At 61.4% G+C, this 18,922-nt stretch carries 12 protein-coding genes, 2 tRNA genes and 2 pseudogenes; 7 read left to right on the top strand and 9 right to left on the bottom strand.

All coding sequences use genetic code 11. The features are described from left to right. Nucleotides 1-78: 78 nt before the first annotated feature. From U5A89_RS16015 to U5A89_RS16000, 4 genes are all read left to right on the top strand, one after another. A tRNA-Tyr gene (locus U5A89_RS16015) sits at nucleotides 79-165 on the top strand. Nucleotides 166-216: 51 nt separating this feature from the next. Beyond that, nucleotides 217-292, top strand: a tRNA-Lys gene (locus U5A89_RS16010). Between the two features lie 102 nt (nucleotides 293-394). Then, the gene (locus tag U5A89_RS16005) at nucleotides 395-715 is read left to right on the top strand and encodes a DMT family transporter (RefSeq protein ID WP_338162050.1); all 321 of its coding nucleotides are present in this window, start codon (nucleotides 395-397) and stop codon (nucleotides 713-715) included. A gap of 114 nt (nucleotides 716-829) precedes the next feature. Continuing rightward, nucleotides 830-3,103: a glycoside hydrolase family 3 N-terminal domain-containing protein gene (locus U5A89_RS16000; protein ID WP_338162049.1), complete on the top strand. Its 2,274-nt coding sequence runs from the start codon at nucleotides 830-832 to the stop codon at nucleotides 3,101-3,103. A gap of 235 nt (nucleotides 3,104-3,338) precedes the next feature. Here U5A89_RS16000 and U5A89_RS15995 read toward each other — a convergent pair whose 3' ends face one another. Further along, nucleotides 3,339-4,127 carry a hypothetical protein gene (locus U5A89_RS15995; protein ID WP_338162048.1) on the bottom strand — a complete coding sequence of 263 codons (789 nt, stop codon included), beginning with the start codon at nucleotides 4,125-4,127 and terminating at the stop codon, nucleotides 3,339-3,341. Between the two features lie 455 nt (nucleotides 4,128-4,582). Here U5A89_RS15995 and U5A89_RS15990 point away from each other — a divergent pair. Next, nucleotides 4,583-6,447: pseudogene (locus U5A89_RS15990) on the top strand (ABC-F family ATP-binding cassette domain-containing protein). Here the strand turns inward: U5A89_RS15990 and U5A89_RS15985 are convergent. Together U5A89_RS15985 and cysS are read right to left on the bottom strand one after the other, a co-directional pair. Further along, entirely contained in the window at nucleotides 6,444-9,374 is a 2,931-nt protein-coding gene (locus U5A89_RS15985) for a CHAT domain-containing protein (protein ID WP_338162047.1), read from the bottom strand. The pseudogene U5A89_RS15990 and the gene U5A89_RS15985 overlap by 4 nt on opposite strands. Nucleotides 9,375-9,456: 82 nt before the next feature. Then, nucleotides 9,457-10,971, bottom strand: coding sequence for a cysteine--tRNA ligase (cysS, locus tag U5A89_RS15980; RefSeq protein ID WP_338162046.1), 1,515 nt, complete (start codon nucleotides 10,969-10,971; stop codon nucleotides 9,457-9,459). Nucleotides 10,972-11,370: 399 nt separating this feature from the next. Between cysS and U5A89_RS15975 the strand changes: the two are divergent. Together U5A89_RS15975 and U5A89_RS15970 are read left to right on the top strand one after the other, a co-directional pair. Beyond that, a pseudogene (locus U5A89_RS15975) lies at nucleotides 11,371-11,754 on the top strand (Bax inhibitor-1/YccA family protein); the annotation flags it as partial. A 180-nt stretch (nucleotides 11,755-11,934) separates the two neighbouring features. Further along, nucleotides 11,935-13,359: a hypothetical protein gene (locus U5A89_RS15970; protein ID WP_338162045.1), complete on the top strand. Its 1,425-nt coding sequence runs from the start codon at nucleotides 11,935-11,937 to the stop codon at nucleotides 13,357-13,359. An 86-nt stretch (nucleotides 13,360-13,445) separates the two neighbouring features. Here the strand turns inward: U5A89_RS15970 and U5A89_RS15965 are convergent, their stop codons facing one another. The 6 genes from U5A89_RS15965 to U5A89_RS15945 form a co-directional block, all read right to left on the bottom strand. Then, entirely contained in the window at nucleotides 13,446-13,754 is a 309-nt protein-coding gene (locus U5A89_RS15965; protein WP_338163079.1) for a transposase, read from the bottom strand. A gap of 25 nt (nucleotides 13,755-13,779) precedes the next feature. Further along, the gene (locus U5A89_RS21390) at nucleotides 13,780-13,977 is read right to left on the bottom strand and encodes a hypothetical protein (RefSeq protein ID WP_445190662.1); all 198 of its coding nucleotides are present in this window, start codon (nucleotides 13,975-13,977) and stop codon (nucleotides 13,780-13,782) included. Then, entirely contained in the window at nucleotides 13,974-14,156 is a 183-nt protein-coding gene (locus U5A89_RS21385) for a transposase (protein ID WP_445190661.1), read from the bottom strand. The genes U5A89_RS21390 and U5A89_RS21385 overlap by 4 nt, the downstream gene beginning before the upstream one ends. A gap of 678 nt (nucleotides 14,157-14,834) precedes the next feature. Next, the gene (gene polA, locus U5A89_RS15955; protein ID WP_338162044.1) at nucleotides 14,835-17,621 is read right to left on the bottom strand and encodes a DNA polymerase I; all 2,787 of its coding nucleotides are present in this window, start codon (nucleotides 17,619-17,621) and stop codon (nucleotides 14,835-14,837) included. Between the two features lie 40 nt (nucleotides 17,622-17,661). Beyond that, complete coding sequence (locus tag U5A89_RS15950) at nucleotides 17,662-18,387, bottom strand: anti-sigma factor family protein (RefSeq protein WP_338162043.1); 726 nt, start codon at nucleotides 18,385-18,387, stop codon at nucleotides 17,662-17,664. After that, on the bottom strand, nucleotides 18,377-18,916 hold the full coding sequence (locus U5A89_RS15945; protein ID WP_338162042.1) for a sigma-70 family RNA polymerase sigma factor: 540 nt from the start codon (nucleotides 18,914-18,916) through the stop codon (nucleotides 18,377-18,379). The genes U5A89_RS15950 and U5A89_RS15945 overlap by 11 nt, the downstream gene beginning before the upstream one ends. Nucleotides 18,917-18,922: the final 6 nt, after the last annotated feature.

Here is an 18,922-nt window from a genome sequence, read left to right as displayed (position 1 = left end):
ACAGGCAAGTCTCCTTTCGCCATTGAGCCGCCTCCAGCGCAGCGAGCGAGACTTTCTTGGCTCTTTGTGCAGGACACTGGACAGGTGGCCGAGTGGTTAAAGGCAGCAGACTGTAAATCTGCCGGGCTACGCCCTACGTTGGTTCGAACCCAACCCTGTCCACCATTTGCATCAGGCCGATGCAGCCAGTCTTTGCGGGCTGGAGACAGGCCATGTGGACGCATAGCTCAGTTGGTAGAGCAGCTGACTCTTAATCAGCGGGTCCTTGGTTCGAGCCCAAGTGCGTCCACCACCGCCTTCCCCCAATGGCCAACAGGCGCGCGGCCTCTTTTTCGGGTTTCCGGCTGGCGCGCCTTCCCTGACGAGCCCGTTGCAAGACGAAAGGGAAGCGCCCATGGCGTGGCTCATCCTCGGCATAGCCGTGTTCACCGAAATCTGCTGGGCCTTGAGCCTGAAATGGGCCGCGACCCTGGCCAGCTGGCAGGCGTCCGCCGTGCCGATCGCCTTGAGCTTCCTCAACATGGGCCTGCTGGCGCTCGCGATGCGCGGCATCCCGGCGGGCACCGCCTATGCGGTCTGGACCGGCCTTGGCGCGGTGGGCGTCATCATCGGCGGCGTCCTCTTCTTTGGCGACCGGGTCAATCCGGCGCAGATCGCCTTCATGGCGATGATCGTGGTCGGCGTGGTGGGCACCAAGCTGTTCGCATCGGCCTGACCCCGGGCGAAGGCGGCGCGCCGCAGCGATCCTTGCCGCAGCGCAACAAAATCGGGGGCTGCACGTTCGCTGGACAAGTTCCATTCATCCTTGCCCGGTTACGCCCCCCTTTGCATGACACTTGATCGCCGCGACCTGCTCATCCGCACCCTTGGCGGCGTCCTCGCCATCGGCCTTCCGCGCAGCGCCCTGGCGCAGGGCGATGTCGAGCGTGTCGATGCCCTGATCGCCAGGATGACGCTGGAGGAAAAGGCAGGCCAGATGACCTGCCTGGCCGACAGCTTCCGCCCCTTCAACCCGCCCAATCCGCAGGTCGGCATCCAGGACGAAAAGCGCCTGTCGGGCGAGATCCGCCGGGGCCGCGTCGGCTGCCTCTTCAACGGCATCGGCGTCGCAGGCGGCCGCCGCGCGCAGGAGATCGCGGTCAAGGACAGCCGCCTCGGCATCCCCTTGCTCTTCGCAGGCGACGTCATCCACGGCCTCAAGACCATCTTCCCCGTTCCCCTCGCCGAAGCCGCCAGCTTCGACCCCGCCTTGTGCGAGCGCACCGCCCGCGCCCAGGCGATCGAAGCCACCGCCGCGGGCCTCCACCTCACCTTCGCCCCCATGGTCGATGTCGCTCGCGACCAGCGCTGGGGCCGCGTGGTGGAAGGGGCAGGGGAGGACGTCATCCTGACCGGCCTGCTGTCCGCCGCCCGCATCCGCGGCTATCAGGGCCGCGACCTGCGCCGCGACGACGCGCTGCTCGCCTGCCCCAAACATTTCGCCGCCTATGGCGCGGTCGCCGCAGGCCTGGAATATGGCAATGTCGACATCAGCGAGGAAACGCTGCGCGAAACCCATCTGCCCCCCTTCGGCAAGGCGTTCGCGGCCGGCGCGCTCACCACCATGGCCGCCTTCAACGAAATCAACGGCGTCCCCGCCACCGCCGACAGCGAACTGCTCACCGACATATTGCGCGGCGAGATGCAGTTTCGCGGCTTCGTCTTTTCCGATTACACCGCCGACGAAGAACTGGTCGCCCATGGCTTTGCGGAGGATGACCGCGACGCCGCGCGCCTCGCCGTTCTCGCAGGGGTCGACATGTCGATGCAGAGTGGCCTCTACATCCGTTATCTGCCCGATCTGGTGAAGAGCGGCGCGGTGCCGATGGGCACGATCGACGTCGCCGTGCGCCGCATCCTCTATGTAAAGGCCGCCATCGGCCTGTTCGACAACCCGTACAGATCGCTGGACGAGGAAGCGGAAAAGACCCGCATCTTCACCCCTGCCCACCGCGCCCTGTCCCGCGAAGCCGCCACCCGATCGGTCGTGCTGCTCAAAAATGAAGGCGTCCTGCCGATCGACCCGGCCAAGGGGCAGGCCATCGCCCTCATCGGTCCCTTCGCGCAGGACACCGCCAATCTCTATGGTCCCTGGGCTTTCTATGGCGACCCGGACAAGGGCGTCGATATCGCCACGGGCCTGCGCGCCGCGCTCCCCGACCCAAGGAAACTCACCATCACCCGCGGCAGCGATATCAGCGGGCCTATAGAGGGCGGCATCGCCCAGGCGGTCGCGGCGGCCAAGGCGGCGGACATCGTCCTGCTCGCCATCGGCAAATCGCAGGCCATGTCGGGCGAAGCCCAGTCCCGCACCGTCATTGAAATCCCGCCCGCGCAGCAGGCGCTGGCCGACGCCGTCGCCGCCACCGGCAAGCCGGTCGTCATCCTGCTGCGCCACGGCCGCGCGCTCGCGCTGCACGATGGCGTCGCCAATGCGCAGGCGATCCTCGCCACCTGGTTCCTGGGCAGTGAGGCGGGCCACGCCATCGCCGACATCCTGCTGGGGAAGGTCGATCCGTCCGGCAAACTCCCGGTCAGCTTCCCTTGGGAAAGCGGGCAGGAGCCTTTCTACTACGACCGTAAATCGACCGGCCGCCCGGTGCTGGGCAATGGCAGCACCGAATATAAGGCGCGCTACGCCACCACCGACAATAGTGCGAGGTTTCCCTTCGGCCACGGCCTGACCTATACCGACTTCGTGCTGGACCAGCTCAAACTGTCCGACACCGCGCTCCGCTGGGACGCCGCGATCGAGGTCACCGCCCGCATCACCAACAAGGGCGACCGCAAGGGCAGCGAAGTCGTCCAACTCTACACCCGCGACCGCGTCGCCAGCCGCACCCGCCCGATCCGCGAGCTAAAGCGCATGGCCCGCGTCACGCTAAGCCCCGGCGAAAGCAAAACCGTCCGCTTCTCCCTCTCCCGCGTCGATCTGGAGTTCGTCGGCGCGAAAAGCCAGCGCATCGCCGAACCGGGCGCGTTCGACCTGTGGGTCGGGCAATCGAGCGTGGGAGGATTGAAAGGCGAGTTTACGCTTTATGCGGAAGGACCGGCAAAGGGGTAGACCTTAAAGCCCCTCCCCTTCAGGGGAGGGGTTGGGGTGGGGGGTGTCGGGATGGTGCACAGTAAGTAATCAATCACTCTTAACGCGTCTCGGAAGCCGCCGGTTGTTGAAATCAAGCGCGGAATGGTAATTCCGAATCTATTGTTGGTGAGGAGGGATCTGGCACGCGCATTGGGGCACATCTTCAGCTCGAACTGTAGATATTTCCGTCGTTTGCTACTGCGCAAGTGACCTCTCAAGATTTTATATATTTTTGAAGTGTCGAACCGATTTCAGTCGAAACGCATTCGGCAGCACCAGAATCTGTCCTATGCGCTTCCATAAAGCGTCCCGTAATCAGTTCATTGATGGAATGCGAGATTCGCTGTCGCATCGCATCGCCTACGATATTCTTTCTTACTGAATAAGCCATAGTGAACTCGTTGTGCCAGTCCGATGTAATTCTAGTGCCGGTGGATGCCATCCTTCCCATTTTAAGTACTGGCCAACTATTATCATCAGCTAAAATGGCCAGTCCTTGTGGAGACAGTTGATCGATAAGGGAGAGAGCGTATTTATGTTCTTCGAACAGTGATTGAAAATCTGAATCTACGATATGTCGCATTGCTGCCGAAAGATGTTCTATCAACAAAAAATCCGGCGGGCTGTCATCCATTATCCTAATGATTTTATTGAATAATGTATTGCCTTGCGCATTCGTCACGAATGATTTTAATTGTGAAACAGCACGATCGTTATTTTCAGTTTTATGAAAATACTCGGAAATGAGGTAATTTTTCTTAGCTTCTCGAATGTCTTTTTCAACGTCATCATTCCAATTCAAAATTGCAGAAATGATTTCTCCAACCTTAAATAGACCTAGAGTTTTATCGAAAACGAGCTTTTTTACTGCTTTTGATGTGATAACCTCTTCCGTGCCTGCCGGAAGTTTGCAGTTGTCGATCATTTCATCAAGATCCGCCTTTTTGGCGCTCATGTACTGATCTGGCTTGGTGATTAGCGCCTTGCTGTCCTCAGGTTTCACAAAAATTCCTTTGCGTTTATTATGTTTTGTTTTCTCGATGTGCTTCCATGAATTTTCGCTTAATTCAAGGTTAATTCTGATGGGGAGGTAGGTTCATTCTCATATATTGTACAACCCAGTAAATCTCGCCGAAACCGGGGGGCATTGTAGCGATCAAAGGGCGACGTTATCTTCGGACCGGACGATCACCCACTTCCCCCTGTCCTACACGCCACCACCCATGCCATAATCCCCCCGGCTCTTTCCCACCGTCCGCCTCCCGCCCGCTGCTCAGCACCCCAGCGCAACCCACCCCCATTTCGCAAAAATTCTCCTATTGCGAAATTCCCACCACCCGTCCGTCCCCACGCTTTTGCGTCAGCCACGACAGTGTGAACTTCGCAACGCCGCGCCGCCTTGCAAAACGCCGCGACCACGGCTTTCCGACCCGCCGCACCCATGCTAAGGGCGCGCCCATGCTGAATCTCAACGCCATCACCGTGCGCCTTGGCGGCCGCGTCATTCTCGATCGCGCCGCCGCCGCCTTGCCGCCGCGCAGCCGCGTCGGCCTCATCGGCCGCAACGGCGCGGGCAAGTCCACGCTGATGAAGGTGATGATCGGTCAGCTCGACCCGGACGAGGGGTCGTGCGACATGCCGCGCGACACGCGGCTGGGCTATATCGCGCAGGAAGCCCCGTCCGGCACCGCGACCCCCTTCGACACCGTGCTCGAAGCCGACAAGGAACGCGCCGAACTGATGGCGGAGGCGGAGCATACGCAAGACCCCGATCGCCTCGGCCACATCTACGAGCGGCTGACCGCGATCGACGCCTATACCGCGCCCGCCCGCGCCGCCCGCATCCTGGTGGGCCTGGGCTTTGACGAGGAAATGCAGGGCCGCCCGCTCGACAGCTATTCGGGCGGCTGGAAGATGCGCGTGGCGCTCGCCTCCTTGCTCTTCTCCAACCCGGACCTGCTGCTGCTCGACGAACCGTCGAACCATCTCGATCTCGAAGCCACGCTCTGGCTCGAAAATTTCCTCAAAGCCTATCGCGGCACCGTGGTCGTCATCAGCCACGAACGCGACCTGCTCAACAATGTGGTCGACTATATCCTCCATCTGGAAGGGGGAAGGTCACCCTCTATCCCGGCGGGTACGACGCGTTCGAGCGGCAGCGCGCCGAACGGCTCGCCCAGCTCGAATCCGCCCGCAACAAGCAGCAGGCAGAGCGTGAGAAGCTCCAGGACTATGTCGCCCGCAACTCCGCCCGCGCCTCGACCGCGAAACAGGCCCAGTCCCGCGCCAAGGCGCTGGCCCGGATGCAACCCATCGCCGCGGCGATCGAAGATCCGACGCTGCATTTCGGCTTTCCCAGCCCGGCCGAACTGCGCCCGCCGCTCATCACCATGGACATGGCCTCGGTCGGCTACACCGAAACGCCGATCCTCAAGCGCATCAACCTGCGCATCGACCCGGACGACCGGCTGGCGCTGCTCGGCCGCAACGGCAACGGCAAGACGACGCTGGCCCGCCTGATCGCCGCGCAACTCGCCCCGATGGAAGGGACGATGGCCTCCAGCCCCAAGATGAATGTCGGTTATTTCACCCAATATCAGGTGGAGGAACTGGACGTCACCGACACGCCGCTGGAGCATATGACCCGCGTCATGAAGGGCGCGACCCCCGGTGCAGTGCGCGCCCAACTCGGCCGCTTCGGTTTCTCCGGCGAGCGCGCCGTGCAGAAGGTCGGCTCCATGTCCGGCGGCGAGCGCGCCCGGCTGGCCCTTGCGCTGATCACCCGCGACGCGCCGCACATGCTGATCCTGGACGAACCGACCAACCATCTGGACGTCGACAGCCGCGAAGCGCTGGTCCAGGCCTTGAACGACTATAGCGGCGCTGTGGTCATCGTCAGCCACGACCGCCACATGATCGAACTGGTGGCCGACCGTCTCGTCCTGGTCGACAACGGCACCGCCCAGCCGTTCGACGGCAGCCTGGACGACTATACCGACATCATCCTGCGCAAGGCGGACGGCAACAGCAGCGGTGACGCGCCCAAGGTCGACCGCAAGGCCGACAAGAAGGCCGCCGCCGAATGGCGCGAAAAGCAGAAGGTCTTGAAGAACGCGGTCAACAAGGCGGAACGCGAGATGACGGCGCTCGCCACCGAGCGCGGCCGCATCGACAAGGCGCTGGCCGACCCCAAGGCCGCGACCGGCGCGGAAGCGAAGATGACCAGCAGCCAGCTGATGGTCAAACGCGCCGACGTGGAGAAGAAGCTGGGCGCGGCCGAAGAAATCTGGATGGAAGCCACCGCCGCGCTCGAAGCGGGTTAACGGCCCACCAGAATGAATGGCGCCCAGATATAGGGCTGGACGGCGGCGGGGCGCTTCGAAGCGATGAGCTTCAACATCGCCCGCTGCAACGCCACCGCCCGGGGCAGGCCGCGCGTCGCGCCCTTCACCGTCTCCAGCGTGACGAAGGCGCCGGCGTCGTCCCGCACCGGCCAGTGCGACACCAGCAGCGATCCCGCCCCGGCATAGCGGAACGCCTGGGCCAGGCCGGAATAGGCGGGCGCCAGGACATTGTCGCCCGCCGCGGTGTTGCAAGCGGACAGGATCACCCAGTCCGCGCCGATCCGCATCGCCGCCACTTCCGAAGCGGTGAGCAACCCGTCGTCCCCCGCCGCATCGGCCGTGGGCGGCGACAAGACCAGCGCCGGTTCGGTCACTCCCTCCATCTCGCCGCTCACCAGCCCATGGGTGGCGAACAGGATCACCGCATAGCTCGACAGATCGCGCGTGCGCAGAGCATTCTCGCTGGCATTGGCGCCCATCAGCAAAGTGGCGTGATCCGCCCCGAAGCGATTGGCCACCGCCTGCAATTCCGCCTTCGACCCGGGCAGCAGAGGGAGTTGCGACAGCGCCTGAACATCGGCCCCGCCATTGCGGACATAATGGTCGGTCGCCAGCCCCGGTCCGGCCGTCTCTGCGATCGACGCTACCCGGAACCCCTCCGGCGCGCCGATGCCCAGGAAGCGCTGGTCACGCATCGCCAATTGCCGATGGGGGATGGCACTGGTCGTGAAGCCCGGCTGCACCTCGATCGCATAGCGGTGGATCAACCAGGGCGTATCGCGCGTCACTGCGGCGACGGGTTGTTGGGGCAGCATGGAAAAAGGCAGCGAAGCAAAAGCGCCCGTCGGCACGATCCGCAGGCTGCGCGCGCCGCCCAGTGCCGCCAGGATGCCGGGCGTGAAAATCTGGCGGTAGAGGCTATGAGCGCTGGCTTGGTCGAAACCGGCGGGGGTCAGCGAACCGCGCAGCTGCCCCACCAATGCCACCAACGCCGCACGATCCATCTGCGCCCGCTCGATGCGCATGGCGCGGGCGCCGATGGCGAGCAGATAGACCCCGTCGAAGGCGGGCATCACCGCCAGCAGCGCCTCGTCTTTGCCCAGACTGGCCCGCAACGCACCAAGGTCTGGCCGCTCGCCGCCATGCGCTTCCACCCAGCGCGGATAATCATGGGCGATCGCGGCGCGCTCGGCATCCACTGCTGCGGCGAGTGTCGCGCGTTCGGCACGGGCCGATGCGATGCCTGCGTCCCTCGCCAGCGCCTTGAGCAGTCGGCTGTCGGCGGCTTGCAGTGTCTTGATCCGGTCCTGCAGGCTGCGCACGCGTGTCGCCAGTACTGGGTCTGCGACCAGCCGCTGGGCGACCAGGCGATTGGCCTGCGCAATGCGCGAACCCGCCAGGATCGCCATCGCATCCAGCGCCAAGGCGATATCCTGAGACTGCGTCGCCACCGCCAAAACGCTATCGAGGGCCGCGCGCTGCTCCTCGGTCAATTCGCCGTCTTCACTGACGCTGGCGTCGTCGCGCAGCAGGCCGACGAGGCGACGCGCGGTTGCATCCAAGGCCGCCTTGTCCGATCCGGTCCAGGCGGAAAACATTGCCGCCTGCGCCAAGGGTATCGCCGGTGCATTGTCCAGTTGCCGGGTTTCGGCAGTGAAGGCTGTGGTCGCCGCACTCGCGTCATCGCGTCGCCCTGTCGCGATCAGCGCCGGGATCAGAAAGGGATAGACGCGCTGGCCGATGTCGCGATCCTTGTCCGACCCGGCCCGCACGCGCCCGAGCGCGGCGGTCAGGCGCTCGATGGCCGACGCGCGCTGTCCCTCGGCCAAAGCAGCCGAAGCGGCGAAGGCCAGCGCGCGGGCGGACTGGGGGCTGTTCTCCCCCTCGATCCGGCGGAAATTGCGCTCGGCCTCCATGAACAGCGGTTCGGCATCGGCATAGCGTTCCAACGGCAGGAGCACCGTGCCCAGATTCTGCAACCCGAACTGGAAGTAGAGGCTGCCTGTCCCCACAGTCTCCCGCTTGATGGCGATGGCGCGCTGAAGATAATCCAGGCTCTCGTTACGCCGCCCGGTGCGCGACAGGAGCAGGCCCAACGCCTCCAGCGCGCGGGCATAGCTGGGATGTTTGCGATCGACATGATCGGTCGCGATGTCCACCGCCATGCGCGCATAGCGTTCCGCCTCCGCGTCGCGATCGGCGCGCTGAAGCATTTGCGCGTAGGTATAATAGGAACCGATCGTATCGGCGCTGTTCGGGCCGGATGCGGCGATCCGGGCGTCCAGGCTGGCCTTTTGCGCTGCTACCGCCTCGTCGTTGCGACCAAGCCGGGACAAGGCCTGGGCGAGCGAGAAGGCGATATTGGAACGCAGCATCTGCGTCGATCCGTCCCGCAGGTCGGCCGGGGTGCGCGCAATATAGCCGCCCATGTAAAGATTGGCTTGATTCAGCGCCTCGGCACTGGCGGCGGCGTCGCCCAATACCGATTGCAGATAGCCCTTGATCGACAGCCCCTGCATCCAGGCCACCGGATAGGCGTCGGCAAAAGGTTCGAGCAGCGCCAGGCCTTCGGACGCGCGCGCCAGCCCATCGGGATTTTTGCCGTCGATCTGGTCCATGGAAGACAGGTTGATCAGCGCGACCCCGGCCAGCGGGTGCGGCTTGCCCGCGACCCGGGTCTTCATCGCGGCGGCGTACAGGCGGTGCCAGGCATCGCGGGTCTTTTGCGACATGGACAGCGCATAATCGTCGCTGTTGAACAGGGCGTCGGCCTGGCGTTCCAGCAGATAAAGGCGCGCGTGGCGCGGATCGGACGGAGAGAAGCCTTGCGGGACCGCGGCGAAGACTAAAGAGGGGAACAGGGCCAATGCGAACAAGGCAGCCGAACAGCCGACGAAAAATCTCATCTCGCCCCCACGCTTGATCGACCCAAGCCCGTCTTGGGTGGTGGAACGGCGAGCGTCAACAGCTAAGCCCCCCGTTGCCGCGTCAGGCCAGCATCAGCCGCCAGTCCCAGCGCAGCGGATCGCCGTCCATCACCTCGACACCGCGTGCGACCAGTGCGTCGCGGATCTGGTCCGACAGGGCGAAGTCCTTTTCCGCGCGGGCAGCGGTGCGGCGCTCCAGTTCGGCCTCTATCTCGTCCGGCGTGATCTGCGCATCCTTGGGCTGGAGCCGCAGGTCGGCGCGGGTCAGCGTCAACAGATTGAGACCCAGCGCCTGATCGAAAGCGGCGATCAGGCACAGTTTTTCGTCCACCGGGATTTTCTTGATGCCGATGACCTCTTCCAGCAGCGGCAGCGCGCGCGGGGTCATCAGGTCGTCGGCGATCGCGGCGTCGAACTGCTCCAGCAGCGGCACCAGCTTGGGGTGCAGGTTGGCGCGCAGATAGTCGATCTGCGGCGATTGCCATGTCACGCCCTCGGCGCGGGCCTTCAAACCTTCGATGCCCATGACCAGCCGCTTCAACCGGGTGAGGGCGGCGGCCAGATTGTCTGCGCTGAATTCCAGTTCGCTGCGATAATGCGCGCCAAGGCATAGCAGGCGGTAGGCGAGCGGATGGACGCCTGCGTCGATTAGGCTGAAAAGGGTGGTGAAGCCGCCCTTCGATTTGCTCATCTTCCCCTGCCGATCGACCAGGAAATTATTGTGCATCCACCAACGCGCGCCGGTGAAGCCCGCAGATGTAGCGGCCGGTTCGCCGCAGCAACTGTGGAACGCCTGGTTCTGGGCGATTTCGTTGGGATGGTGGATTTCGCGATGGTCGATGCCGCCGGTGTGGATGTCGAACGGCTGGCCCAGGCGGGCTTGGCTCATGACGGAGCATTCCAGGTGCCAGCCCGGCGCACCCTTGCCCCAGGGGCTGTCCCATTCCATCTGGCGCTGCTCGCCCGGCGGCGACTTGCGCCAGATCGCAAAGTCCGACGCGTTGCGCTTGCCCGCTACCGGATCGATCCGGGCGTGCGCCGCATCGTCGCGACCGCCCGCCAATGCGCCATAATCGGGCACGCTGCTGCTGTCAAAATACAGGCCGCTGTCCAGTTCGTAGCAATGATCGGGCGCGATCTTTTCGGCAAATGCGATCATTTGCGGCACATAGTAGGTGGCAACCGTCCATTCGCTCGGCGACAGAATGTTGAGGTCGGCGATATTCTGCTTGAACGCCTCCGTATAATGGGCGGCAATATCCCAGATGCTCTTGGCGGACGCGCGCGCCGCGGCCTCCATCTTGTCGTCGCCCGCGTCGGCGTCGCTGGTCAGATGGCCGACATCGGTGATGTTGATGATGTGGGTGACGGCCAAGCCCTTCCACAACAAGGTCCGGCGCAGCGTATCGGTGAACACATAGGCGCGCAGGTTGCCGATATGGGCGTAATTATAGACGGTCGGGCCGCAGCTATAGACGCGCGCATGCTGGTCCTCGATCGGCGCGAAGGGTTCGATCGTGCGGGTCAGGCTGTTGAACAGGCGCAGGGGCGCGGGGATATGCTGGTCGTCGGACATAGCGGCAAGCCATGTCGTGAAGCGGCGCAGGGGTCAATCCTCCGCAATCATCCCGGCACATGGAATTATTTACTTAGCTAAGCAATGAAAATGCTTAGGCGATTTAACTGTCCAACTCGCTGTCTCATTGGGACCGCTCAGCGCCCCTGCTGACACCGCGTGATTGTAATAAAATGTTGCGCGGCCGCCGGTCCCTTGCAGCCGGTCTGGGGGCATCCGATATTGATGGAGCGGGCCGGGCCCCTCTGGCGATATGGACGCCCCCCTTGTCCATTATCGCGATGTCGGACCGCATCGGGTGTGCCCGGTGCAGGTTCTGCGGCGATAAGCCCCCTCTCTTTGCCGCAGGAGACCGCACCGGGGGCACTCGAACCATGTTTTGATGGAGTGAGTGTTCCCATGACTAATCCCGTCCGCACGCCCGGCTTTGGCGTCAGCCAGACGGCGCAGACCGACGCCGGGCTGCGCGCGTATATGCTGGGCGTATTTCGCAATATGGGGATCGGGCTGGTCATCACCGGCCTGGTCGCCGCCTTCATCGGCAATAGCCCGACGCTGGCCGCCGCGATCTTCGGCACGCCGCTCAAATGGGTGGCGATCTTTGCGCCGCTGGCGTTCGTGTTCTTCTTCAGCTTCCGTATCGAACAGATGTCGACCGCGACCGCGCGCATGACCTTCTGGGCCTTTTCGGCGGTGATGGGCGTGTCGCTCGCTAGCGTCTTCCTGGTGTTTACGGGCGGCAGCATCGCGCAGGCCTTCTTGTCGGCCGCGGTGATGTTCCTCTTTCTGACTTCACGTCAGGTAGGTGGAAAAGTGGAGCAACGCCAGGCTTAATGAGCCTTGGTTGCGTTTGGTTTTGATCGGGGGGGGCAAGACCCGGTTTTATGGCGGTGGCCTTTCCCGGCTGGTTTCTTACGCTCGGTAACGTTATCGTTGAAGCGTACGAACGGAGATTTTCACCCGGTGACGCAAATCATTTTTGAAGACGATCACATTCAGGTCTATCATCAGCCCGGTTCCCGGCCTTTCCATGTCGTTACATTTTCAGAAATGGGAGCTACGCCAGACGTGGGGGCGTGGGCTGCCATCCCTCTTGACAAGCTGGGCATAGGATACTTCGGATTCGTGTCCAAACGACCGAACTGGTTTCCCTCACAAAGCGTCGAGGCAGCGATAAGTCAGCTCGCCTCGCACATCGATGCGGATAAGCCAATCATAACCTATGGATTTTCGCAGGGAGGTTATGCCGCCTTGCGCTATGCTGGCAATCTTAACGCACGAACAGCGATTGCCGTCGCGCCGCAATATTCGATCAAACCGGATGATATGAATGGAAAAGACAAGAGGTTTCATGAATATTATTCGCTAGATGATTGTCATCGGTCAATAGGGCAAGAAGACGTGCCGGATTGGTGCAAATCTATTATAATATATGATCCATGGGAATGGCATGACGATTTAAATGCCGAATATATTAACCGATCATTAAAAATAGACGTATTTGCGAAAATGTATGGTACTGGACATCAAGTTATAAGATGTATGGCGTCCTCTATTTTGCTAAATGAATTAATGGAATTGGCCGCGGCGGGAGATGTAGTTTCTATTAAAAAATTAGTAATAGATGCTAAGAGAAAATGGAAATGGAGAGGCATATATTTAAATCGCCCTATGGCAGATAAATGCCCCGTTCGTGCTGAAAGTTCACCATATTTGATAGAGTCTTTGCAGAATACTGATGTATCGGAAAATGTCGTCGCAAATTTTTACTATAAATCCCGGTTTGACGTTATAGTAAAATTTAGATCGTATATTTCCAGAAAATTAGTGGTTGATGACTTAATATTCAAATCTTTGATCATCATGAATTTGTATGATGATGCGCGACTGTGGGTTGAGGCCCGTATGAACGAAGATCAAAAGATTAAATATCTAGTCGGTTTGAACTCACATTCTGGGAATAATAAAATTCCTGTTACTTCAATAAATGATTTATCTGATGTCATGGGAGACAATAAATCATATTATGCTTGGGATATGGGTTGGCATTGTTCGGAAACTTGGGGAAGGTGGAGTAGCGGATTAATTGCAAAAATTGATTTGTACTGTGATATGAATAATATAGGAATAATAAAAGGGGAGTTTTTAAAAAGTTCTGAAGATCAGAATTTGTCAATTTTCTTTAATGAAATATATGGCTGTGACGACATAGAAATTGACGGAAATTTTTTCCTGGTCAAATTCCAAGGCGAGAAAGTGTTGAATTTCAAGGTCGATAAACTTGTATGCCCGGCTACATATATGGAAACCACGGATTTGCGCTTTATAGGAGTTGGGGTAGCATTACATTCCTTTGAGACAATCGAGGCCAGTAGCTTGAAAATATGATGCAGCGTTTTGCGCCGGCTTGCAAAATGACGGCCGACCGCCCCTGATGCAATGATCGTGTACATAAATAAACCGCCAGTGCCGCCCTAGGCTACCGACCCATTATGTCGCAGCCATATCCTGATTGAGGCGAGTTTAACTGAGGCGAGGAAGTTGTCGTAGCGGGTTGCAACGGCTTGGAAATGCTTGAGTCTGTCGAAAAAGCGTTCGACGAGATTGCGATAGCGGTAGAGGAATGGACTGAAGGCAGGGATGCGCTTTGGGTTCGACATTGGCTTGACGCAGGCGCATGCGCCGCGTTCGCCAAAAGTGGCGCGCATAGCGTCGCTGTCGTAAGCTCGGTCAGCAAGCAGGACGCAGCCTCGCCGAGGCCATGGAGCATATCTTCGGCTGATCGTCCGTCACGCGCCTGTCTTTCGATCAGTTTGAGGGCGATGGGCAGGCCGAGCGCATCGGCCCATGCAACGGGATCAGCCATTTTTTGGCGTTGGCAGCGTGCTGGTGGACGCGGATCGACGAGGATTCGGTCATCTGGATGTCGCCTTCATAAGCTGCTGAAACGGCCTGCAATATCCGTGCCCAGTGCCCCGCCTTGCGCCAGCGGTCGAAGCGGTTCACGCAGTCGTGTGCGGCCAGTAACTTGCCGGTATATCCGCCCCGGGCGCGCCCGCGCGAAGCCGCCGGAATATCCCGTTCAACACGCGGCGGTCATCAACCCGCGCAACCCAGCGAACCTTGGTTGGCAGCAATGGCTCAATCATCGACCACTTAAAATCCGTCAAATCGAAACGCGCCATCACCAGCCTCCCCGCATCGGATGACTGAATCAGAACATAGGCCGTTTGGAAATCCTATTTATGGGTATGTGACTTGGTTTACCTCATCATTGCCGGGATTTATTTAGCAGCAGCGGGATATGCATCCTAAATGTGTTAGTCCAGGTTTGAAATAAATCACTCGGGCCATGGTCAAGGTCCTGCTCTTATCCGTCTGATATATTCTGTAGATATGCAACCGGCTGAAGCACGGGTGGATCCGGGTTCCTGTCGCCAATTTTTAGGTTTTCGGCGATTGAGGCGACATCTCGACGTTCCATTTTTCTAAGATTTCTTCAGCTGCATGCTGAGCACTAACTAAACCGGTCGGTGTTTGGAGCAGTGACCATGCAACTGAGGGAGAGAGCAATCACGGTTAAGACCAGAGCATTCGCTGATGCTATGATCTTGTTATTACCAGTAAAGACGTTGATGTCCGTTGGGTAAAGCGCAAGTACAAAAGAGCTGCTCATGGTTCTAAGGTTTATGTTGGTGCTGATGCAGCGTTGCTGATGCCCTGTTGTCAGGAAGTATCGATCACATCTATGTCAGCAAATAGGAGCCTGATGCCTTTCTATGAATCGGTGTGGTCCAATAATTACTGAAAGGTCGATCAGTGGTGTCGTGTACGTCGGCGCCATCGGCATGGCTTATAGAGCCTCAATGCGCCGCGCCCCAACTCGGTCCGGTGCCGATCTCCACGCCCAACGGCACGCTCAGCGTCACGATCGGTTCGGCGGCGCTTTCCATCACCCGGCGGATCACGGCGCTGGCCGCTTCCACGTCGCCTTCGGGCAGTTCGAACACCAGTTCGTCATGGACCTGGAGCAACATGCGCACGCGGGTCAGTCCGGCGGCCTCCAGCGCCGGACCCATGCGGACCATGGCGCGCTTGATGATGTCCGCGCTCGTGCCCTGGATGGGGGCGTTGATCGCGGCGCGTTCGGCGCCCTGGCGTTCGTGCTGGATCGGCGCGGTGATGCGCGGGAACCAGGTCTTGCGGCCGAACAGGGTTTCGGTAAAGCCGTTGGCCCGCGCCTTTTCCAGCGTCTCGTTGATATAGACGCTGATGCCGGGGAAGCGCTCATAATAGCGGCTGATCATGTCCTGCGCTTCGTCGGCGCTGATCTCCAGCCGCCCGGCCAGACCCCAGCGCGATATGCCGTAAAGGATCGCGAAGTTGATCGTCTTGGCGCGGCCGCGAGTTTCGCGATTGACCTCTCCGAATAATTGTTGCGCGGTGGCGGAGTGAATGTCCTCGCCCGCCGCGAAGGCGTCGCGCAACGCGGGCACATCGGCCATATGCGCGGCCAGGCGCAATTCGATCTGGCTGTAATCCGCCGCCAGGATGACATTGCCGGGTTCGGCAACGAAGGCATGGCGGATCTGGCGGCCGATTTCGGTACGGATCGGGATATTTTGCAGGTTGGGATCAGTCGAGGACAGCCGCCCGGTCTGCGCGCCGGTCAGCGAATAGCTGGTATGGACGCGGCCTGTATCGGCATTGATCTGCTGCTGCAGGGCGTCGGTATAGGTGGATTTGAGTTTGGAGAGCTGACGCCATTCCAGCACCAGCCCGCTAATGGTCGAGCCTTCGGCCTTGAGCTTTTCCAGCACGGTAACGTCGGTGGAATAGGTGCCGCTCTTGCCCTTCTTGCCGCCCTTCAGCCCCATTTCGTCGAACAGGACGACGCCCAGCTGCTGGGGCGATCCGATGGTGAAGGGGTGGCCGGCGAGTTCGAAAATCTCCGCTTCCAGTCCCGCCATCGATTGGGAGAAGGTGCCGGACAGGCGGGACAGCTGTTCGCGATCGACCTTGATGCCGTGGCGCTCCATGCCTGCGACGACGGGGATCAACGGCCGATCGACTAGTTGATAGACGCGGGTGACGCGCTCCTGCGCCAGGCGCTGCGAGAATTTGTGCCACAGGCGCCAGGTCACTTCGGCATCTTCGGCCGCATAGGCCGTCGCTTTGTCGAGCGGGACATGGGCGAAGCTGATCGCCTTCTTGCCGGTCCCCGTCACCTCCTTGAAGCTGATGCAGCTGTGCGTCAGGTGCACGCTCGCCGCTTCGTCCATGCCATGGCCACCCAGCGACTTGCCCGCGTCCAGGTCGAAGCTCATGATCATCGAGTCGTCGATCGGCGTCACGTCCAGCCCGACGCGCGCCAGGACGTTGAGGTCATATTTGATATTATGCCCGACCTTGAGCACCGCATCGTCGGCCAGCAGCGGCCGCAGCAGGCGGATCGCGGTGTCGAGCGGGATTTGCGCCGGTATTTCGCCGAACATATCGTCGGCGGAGCGATGGGCGAGCGGGATGTAGCAGGCGCGGCCCGGTCCGGTGGACAGGCTGATGCCGACCAGGCCCGATTCCATGCTGTCCAGACTGTCGGTTTCGGTATCGACGGCGACGACGCCCAGCGCCTGCGCTTCGGCGATCCAGGCTTCCAGTTGGGCCACGGTAGTGACGGTTTCGTAGAGGGCGCAGTCGATCGGTGGGTGATCGATCGGCGTGGGGGCGGCAGGCGTCGCGCCTTCGATCGCGGCGGCGGTGGCTGCGACCGCGACGGCAGCGGCGGGCGCGCCCAGACGATTGAGCAGCGTCTTGAAGCCGTGATGGGACAGGAATTGCTGCAGAGGTTCGGGCGGGATGCCCTTCAGCGTCAGTTCTTCCAACGGTTCGGGCAGGTCCATCGTGTCGTGCAAGGCGACCAGCCGCCGCGACAGGCGCGCCATGTCGGCGTTGGCGATCAGATTCTCCTGCATCTTCGACTTTTTCATGCCGGGCGCTGCGGCCAGCACGGATTCCAGGTCGCCATATTCGGTGATCAGCTTCGACGCGGTCTTGGGGCCGATGCCCGGCACTCCCGGCACATTGTCGACACTGTCGCCCATCAGCGCGAGGACGTCGCCAAGCTGTTCGGGCTGCACGCCGAACTTGCCCATGACATAGTCGGCGCCGCGCCGCTCATTCTTCATCGTGTCGTACATATCGACGCCGGGTTGAATGAGCTGCATCAGATCCTTGTCCGAACTGACGATGGTGACGTGCCAGCCCGCCGCGACCGCCGCCCTGGTATAGGTGGCGATGATGTCGTCGGCCTCGAACCCCGCTTCCTCGATACAGGGGAGGGAGAAGGCGCGGGTCGCGTCGCGGATCATCGGGAATTGCGGGACTAGATCTTCGGGCGCGGGCGGACGGTGCGCCTTATACTGGTCGTACATATCGTTGCGGAAAGTGTGCGACCCCTTGTCCAGCACCACGGCCATATGGGTCGGCCCTTCGGCCTTGCCCAGTTCCTCGGCCAGTTTCCACAGCATCGTCGTATAGCCATAGACCGCGCCGACGGGCTGGCCATGCTGGTTGGTGAGCGGGGGAAGCTGATGATAGGCGCGGAAGATATAGCCGCTGCCATCGACGAGATAGAGGTGATTCTGGGTCATGGGGGAGGGGATAGCGGCTAATAGCCCGCCCCTCCAGTGGTCAGGACCAGTCGCGCGTCAATGCCTCCGCCGTGGCGTCCATCGCTCGCGGTTCGCCGCTGCCGGTCAGCGCATAGGACATGTCCCCGCGCCGCCAATAGGCGACAAATTCCGCGCCTTCCTGCACCGCGTCGGGTCGTTCCGGCGCGCGGCTGCGATCGCGCAGGGCGAAGAGGGAGAAATTCCGGCCCGCGTCGGTCCTGACCGCGACGACCAGGGCGGGGCCGCGTTCGGTGGGGAAGAGCTGGACGTCGGTGACGCGCCAGTCGGCGGGCAGGTGCGGCATGGCGATGCGGGTGTTGCTGGCGATTTCGCGCGCGTCATATTTGGGGGTTTCGACCTGCGAAACCATGGACGCCCGCATCATCGCGATGCGGTGCGAGTTGACGGCATAGTCGACATAGTCGGGCGGGCCGGACGGGCGTAGGATGAGCAGTGCCAGGCTGGCCGCCGCCGCCATCGCACTGACAATAGGCAAGGGGCGCCGCCAAAACGGGCGGGCGGGCATCGCCGCCAACTCAGCGGCGCTTTGGGCCAAGGCGGCGGACGGGGCGGCGGGCATCGGCGTCATCAGGCGCAGCGCGCTACGGGTGGAGAGGTCTGCCATGACCTGCGCGGCCTGATCGGGATGACGCGACAGATGCGTTTCCACCACGAAGCGGCGTGGCAAGTCGAGCTGATCATCGACATAGGCGTCGATCTCCACCGCGTTCACGTCATTGGTCATCGCGTCCTCCCACCAGCCGCAGATGCGGCGCGGCTTTTTCTGTTTGTTTGTCGTGCACCGTTCCACCGTCACGCAGGGCGGCGCGCGCCCGCGACAGGCGGGACATGACCGTGCCGATCGGCACGTCCAGCGTCTCGGCCGCTTGCTGATAGCTTAGCCCCTCGATCGCGGTCAGATGCAATACAGCGCGCTGGGCATCGGGCAGGGCGGCAAAGCCATGGGCGATTTCGGTCAGGCGCACATGCTCCTCCTGCTGCGGGCCGATGGTCGACAGCAGGGTTTGCGCAAAGCGGTCGTTGCGGCGCGCTTCGGCCGCCTGCTTGCGCCTGGCCGATATGAAGACATTATGCACGATCGCCAGCAGCCAGCGGGTGCGGCTGCGGTTCGGCTGGTAAGTCGCCTGGCGCTCGATCGCGCGCAGCAGGGCATCCTGCACGACATCGTCGGCATCGGCATCGTCGCGGGCAAGCGCGCGGGCATAGCGGCGCATCGCCAGCAGGTCCGCTTCCATGTCGTGCGCGTCGTCCATTCCGTG

The sequence above is a fragment of the Sphingobium sp. HWE2-09 genome (assembly GCF_035989265.1).
Classification (GTDB): Bacteria; Pseudomonadota; Alphaproteobacteria; order Sphingomonadales; family Sphingomonadaceae; genus Sphingobium.
The sequence above is the reverse complement of the archived record's forward strand: the minus strand, read 5'-3'. Positions and strand labels throughout refer to the sequence as shown.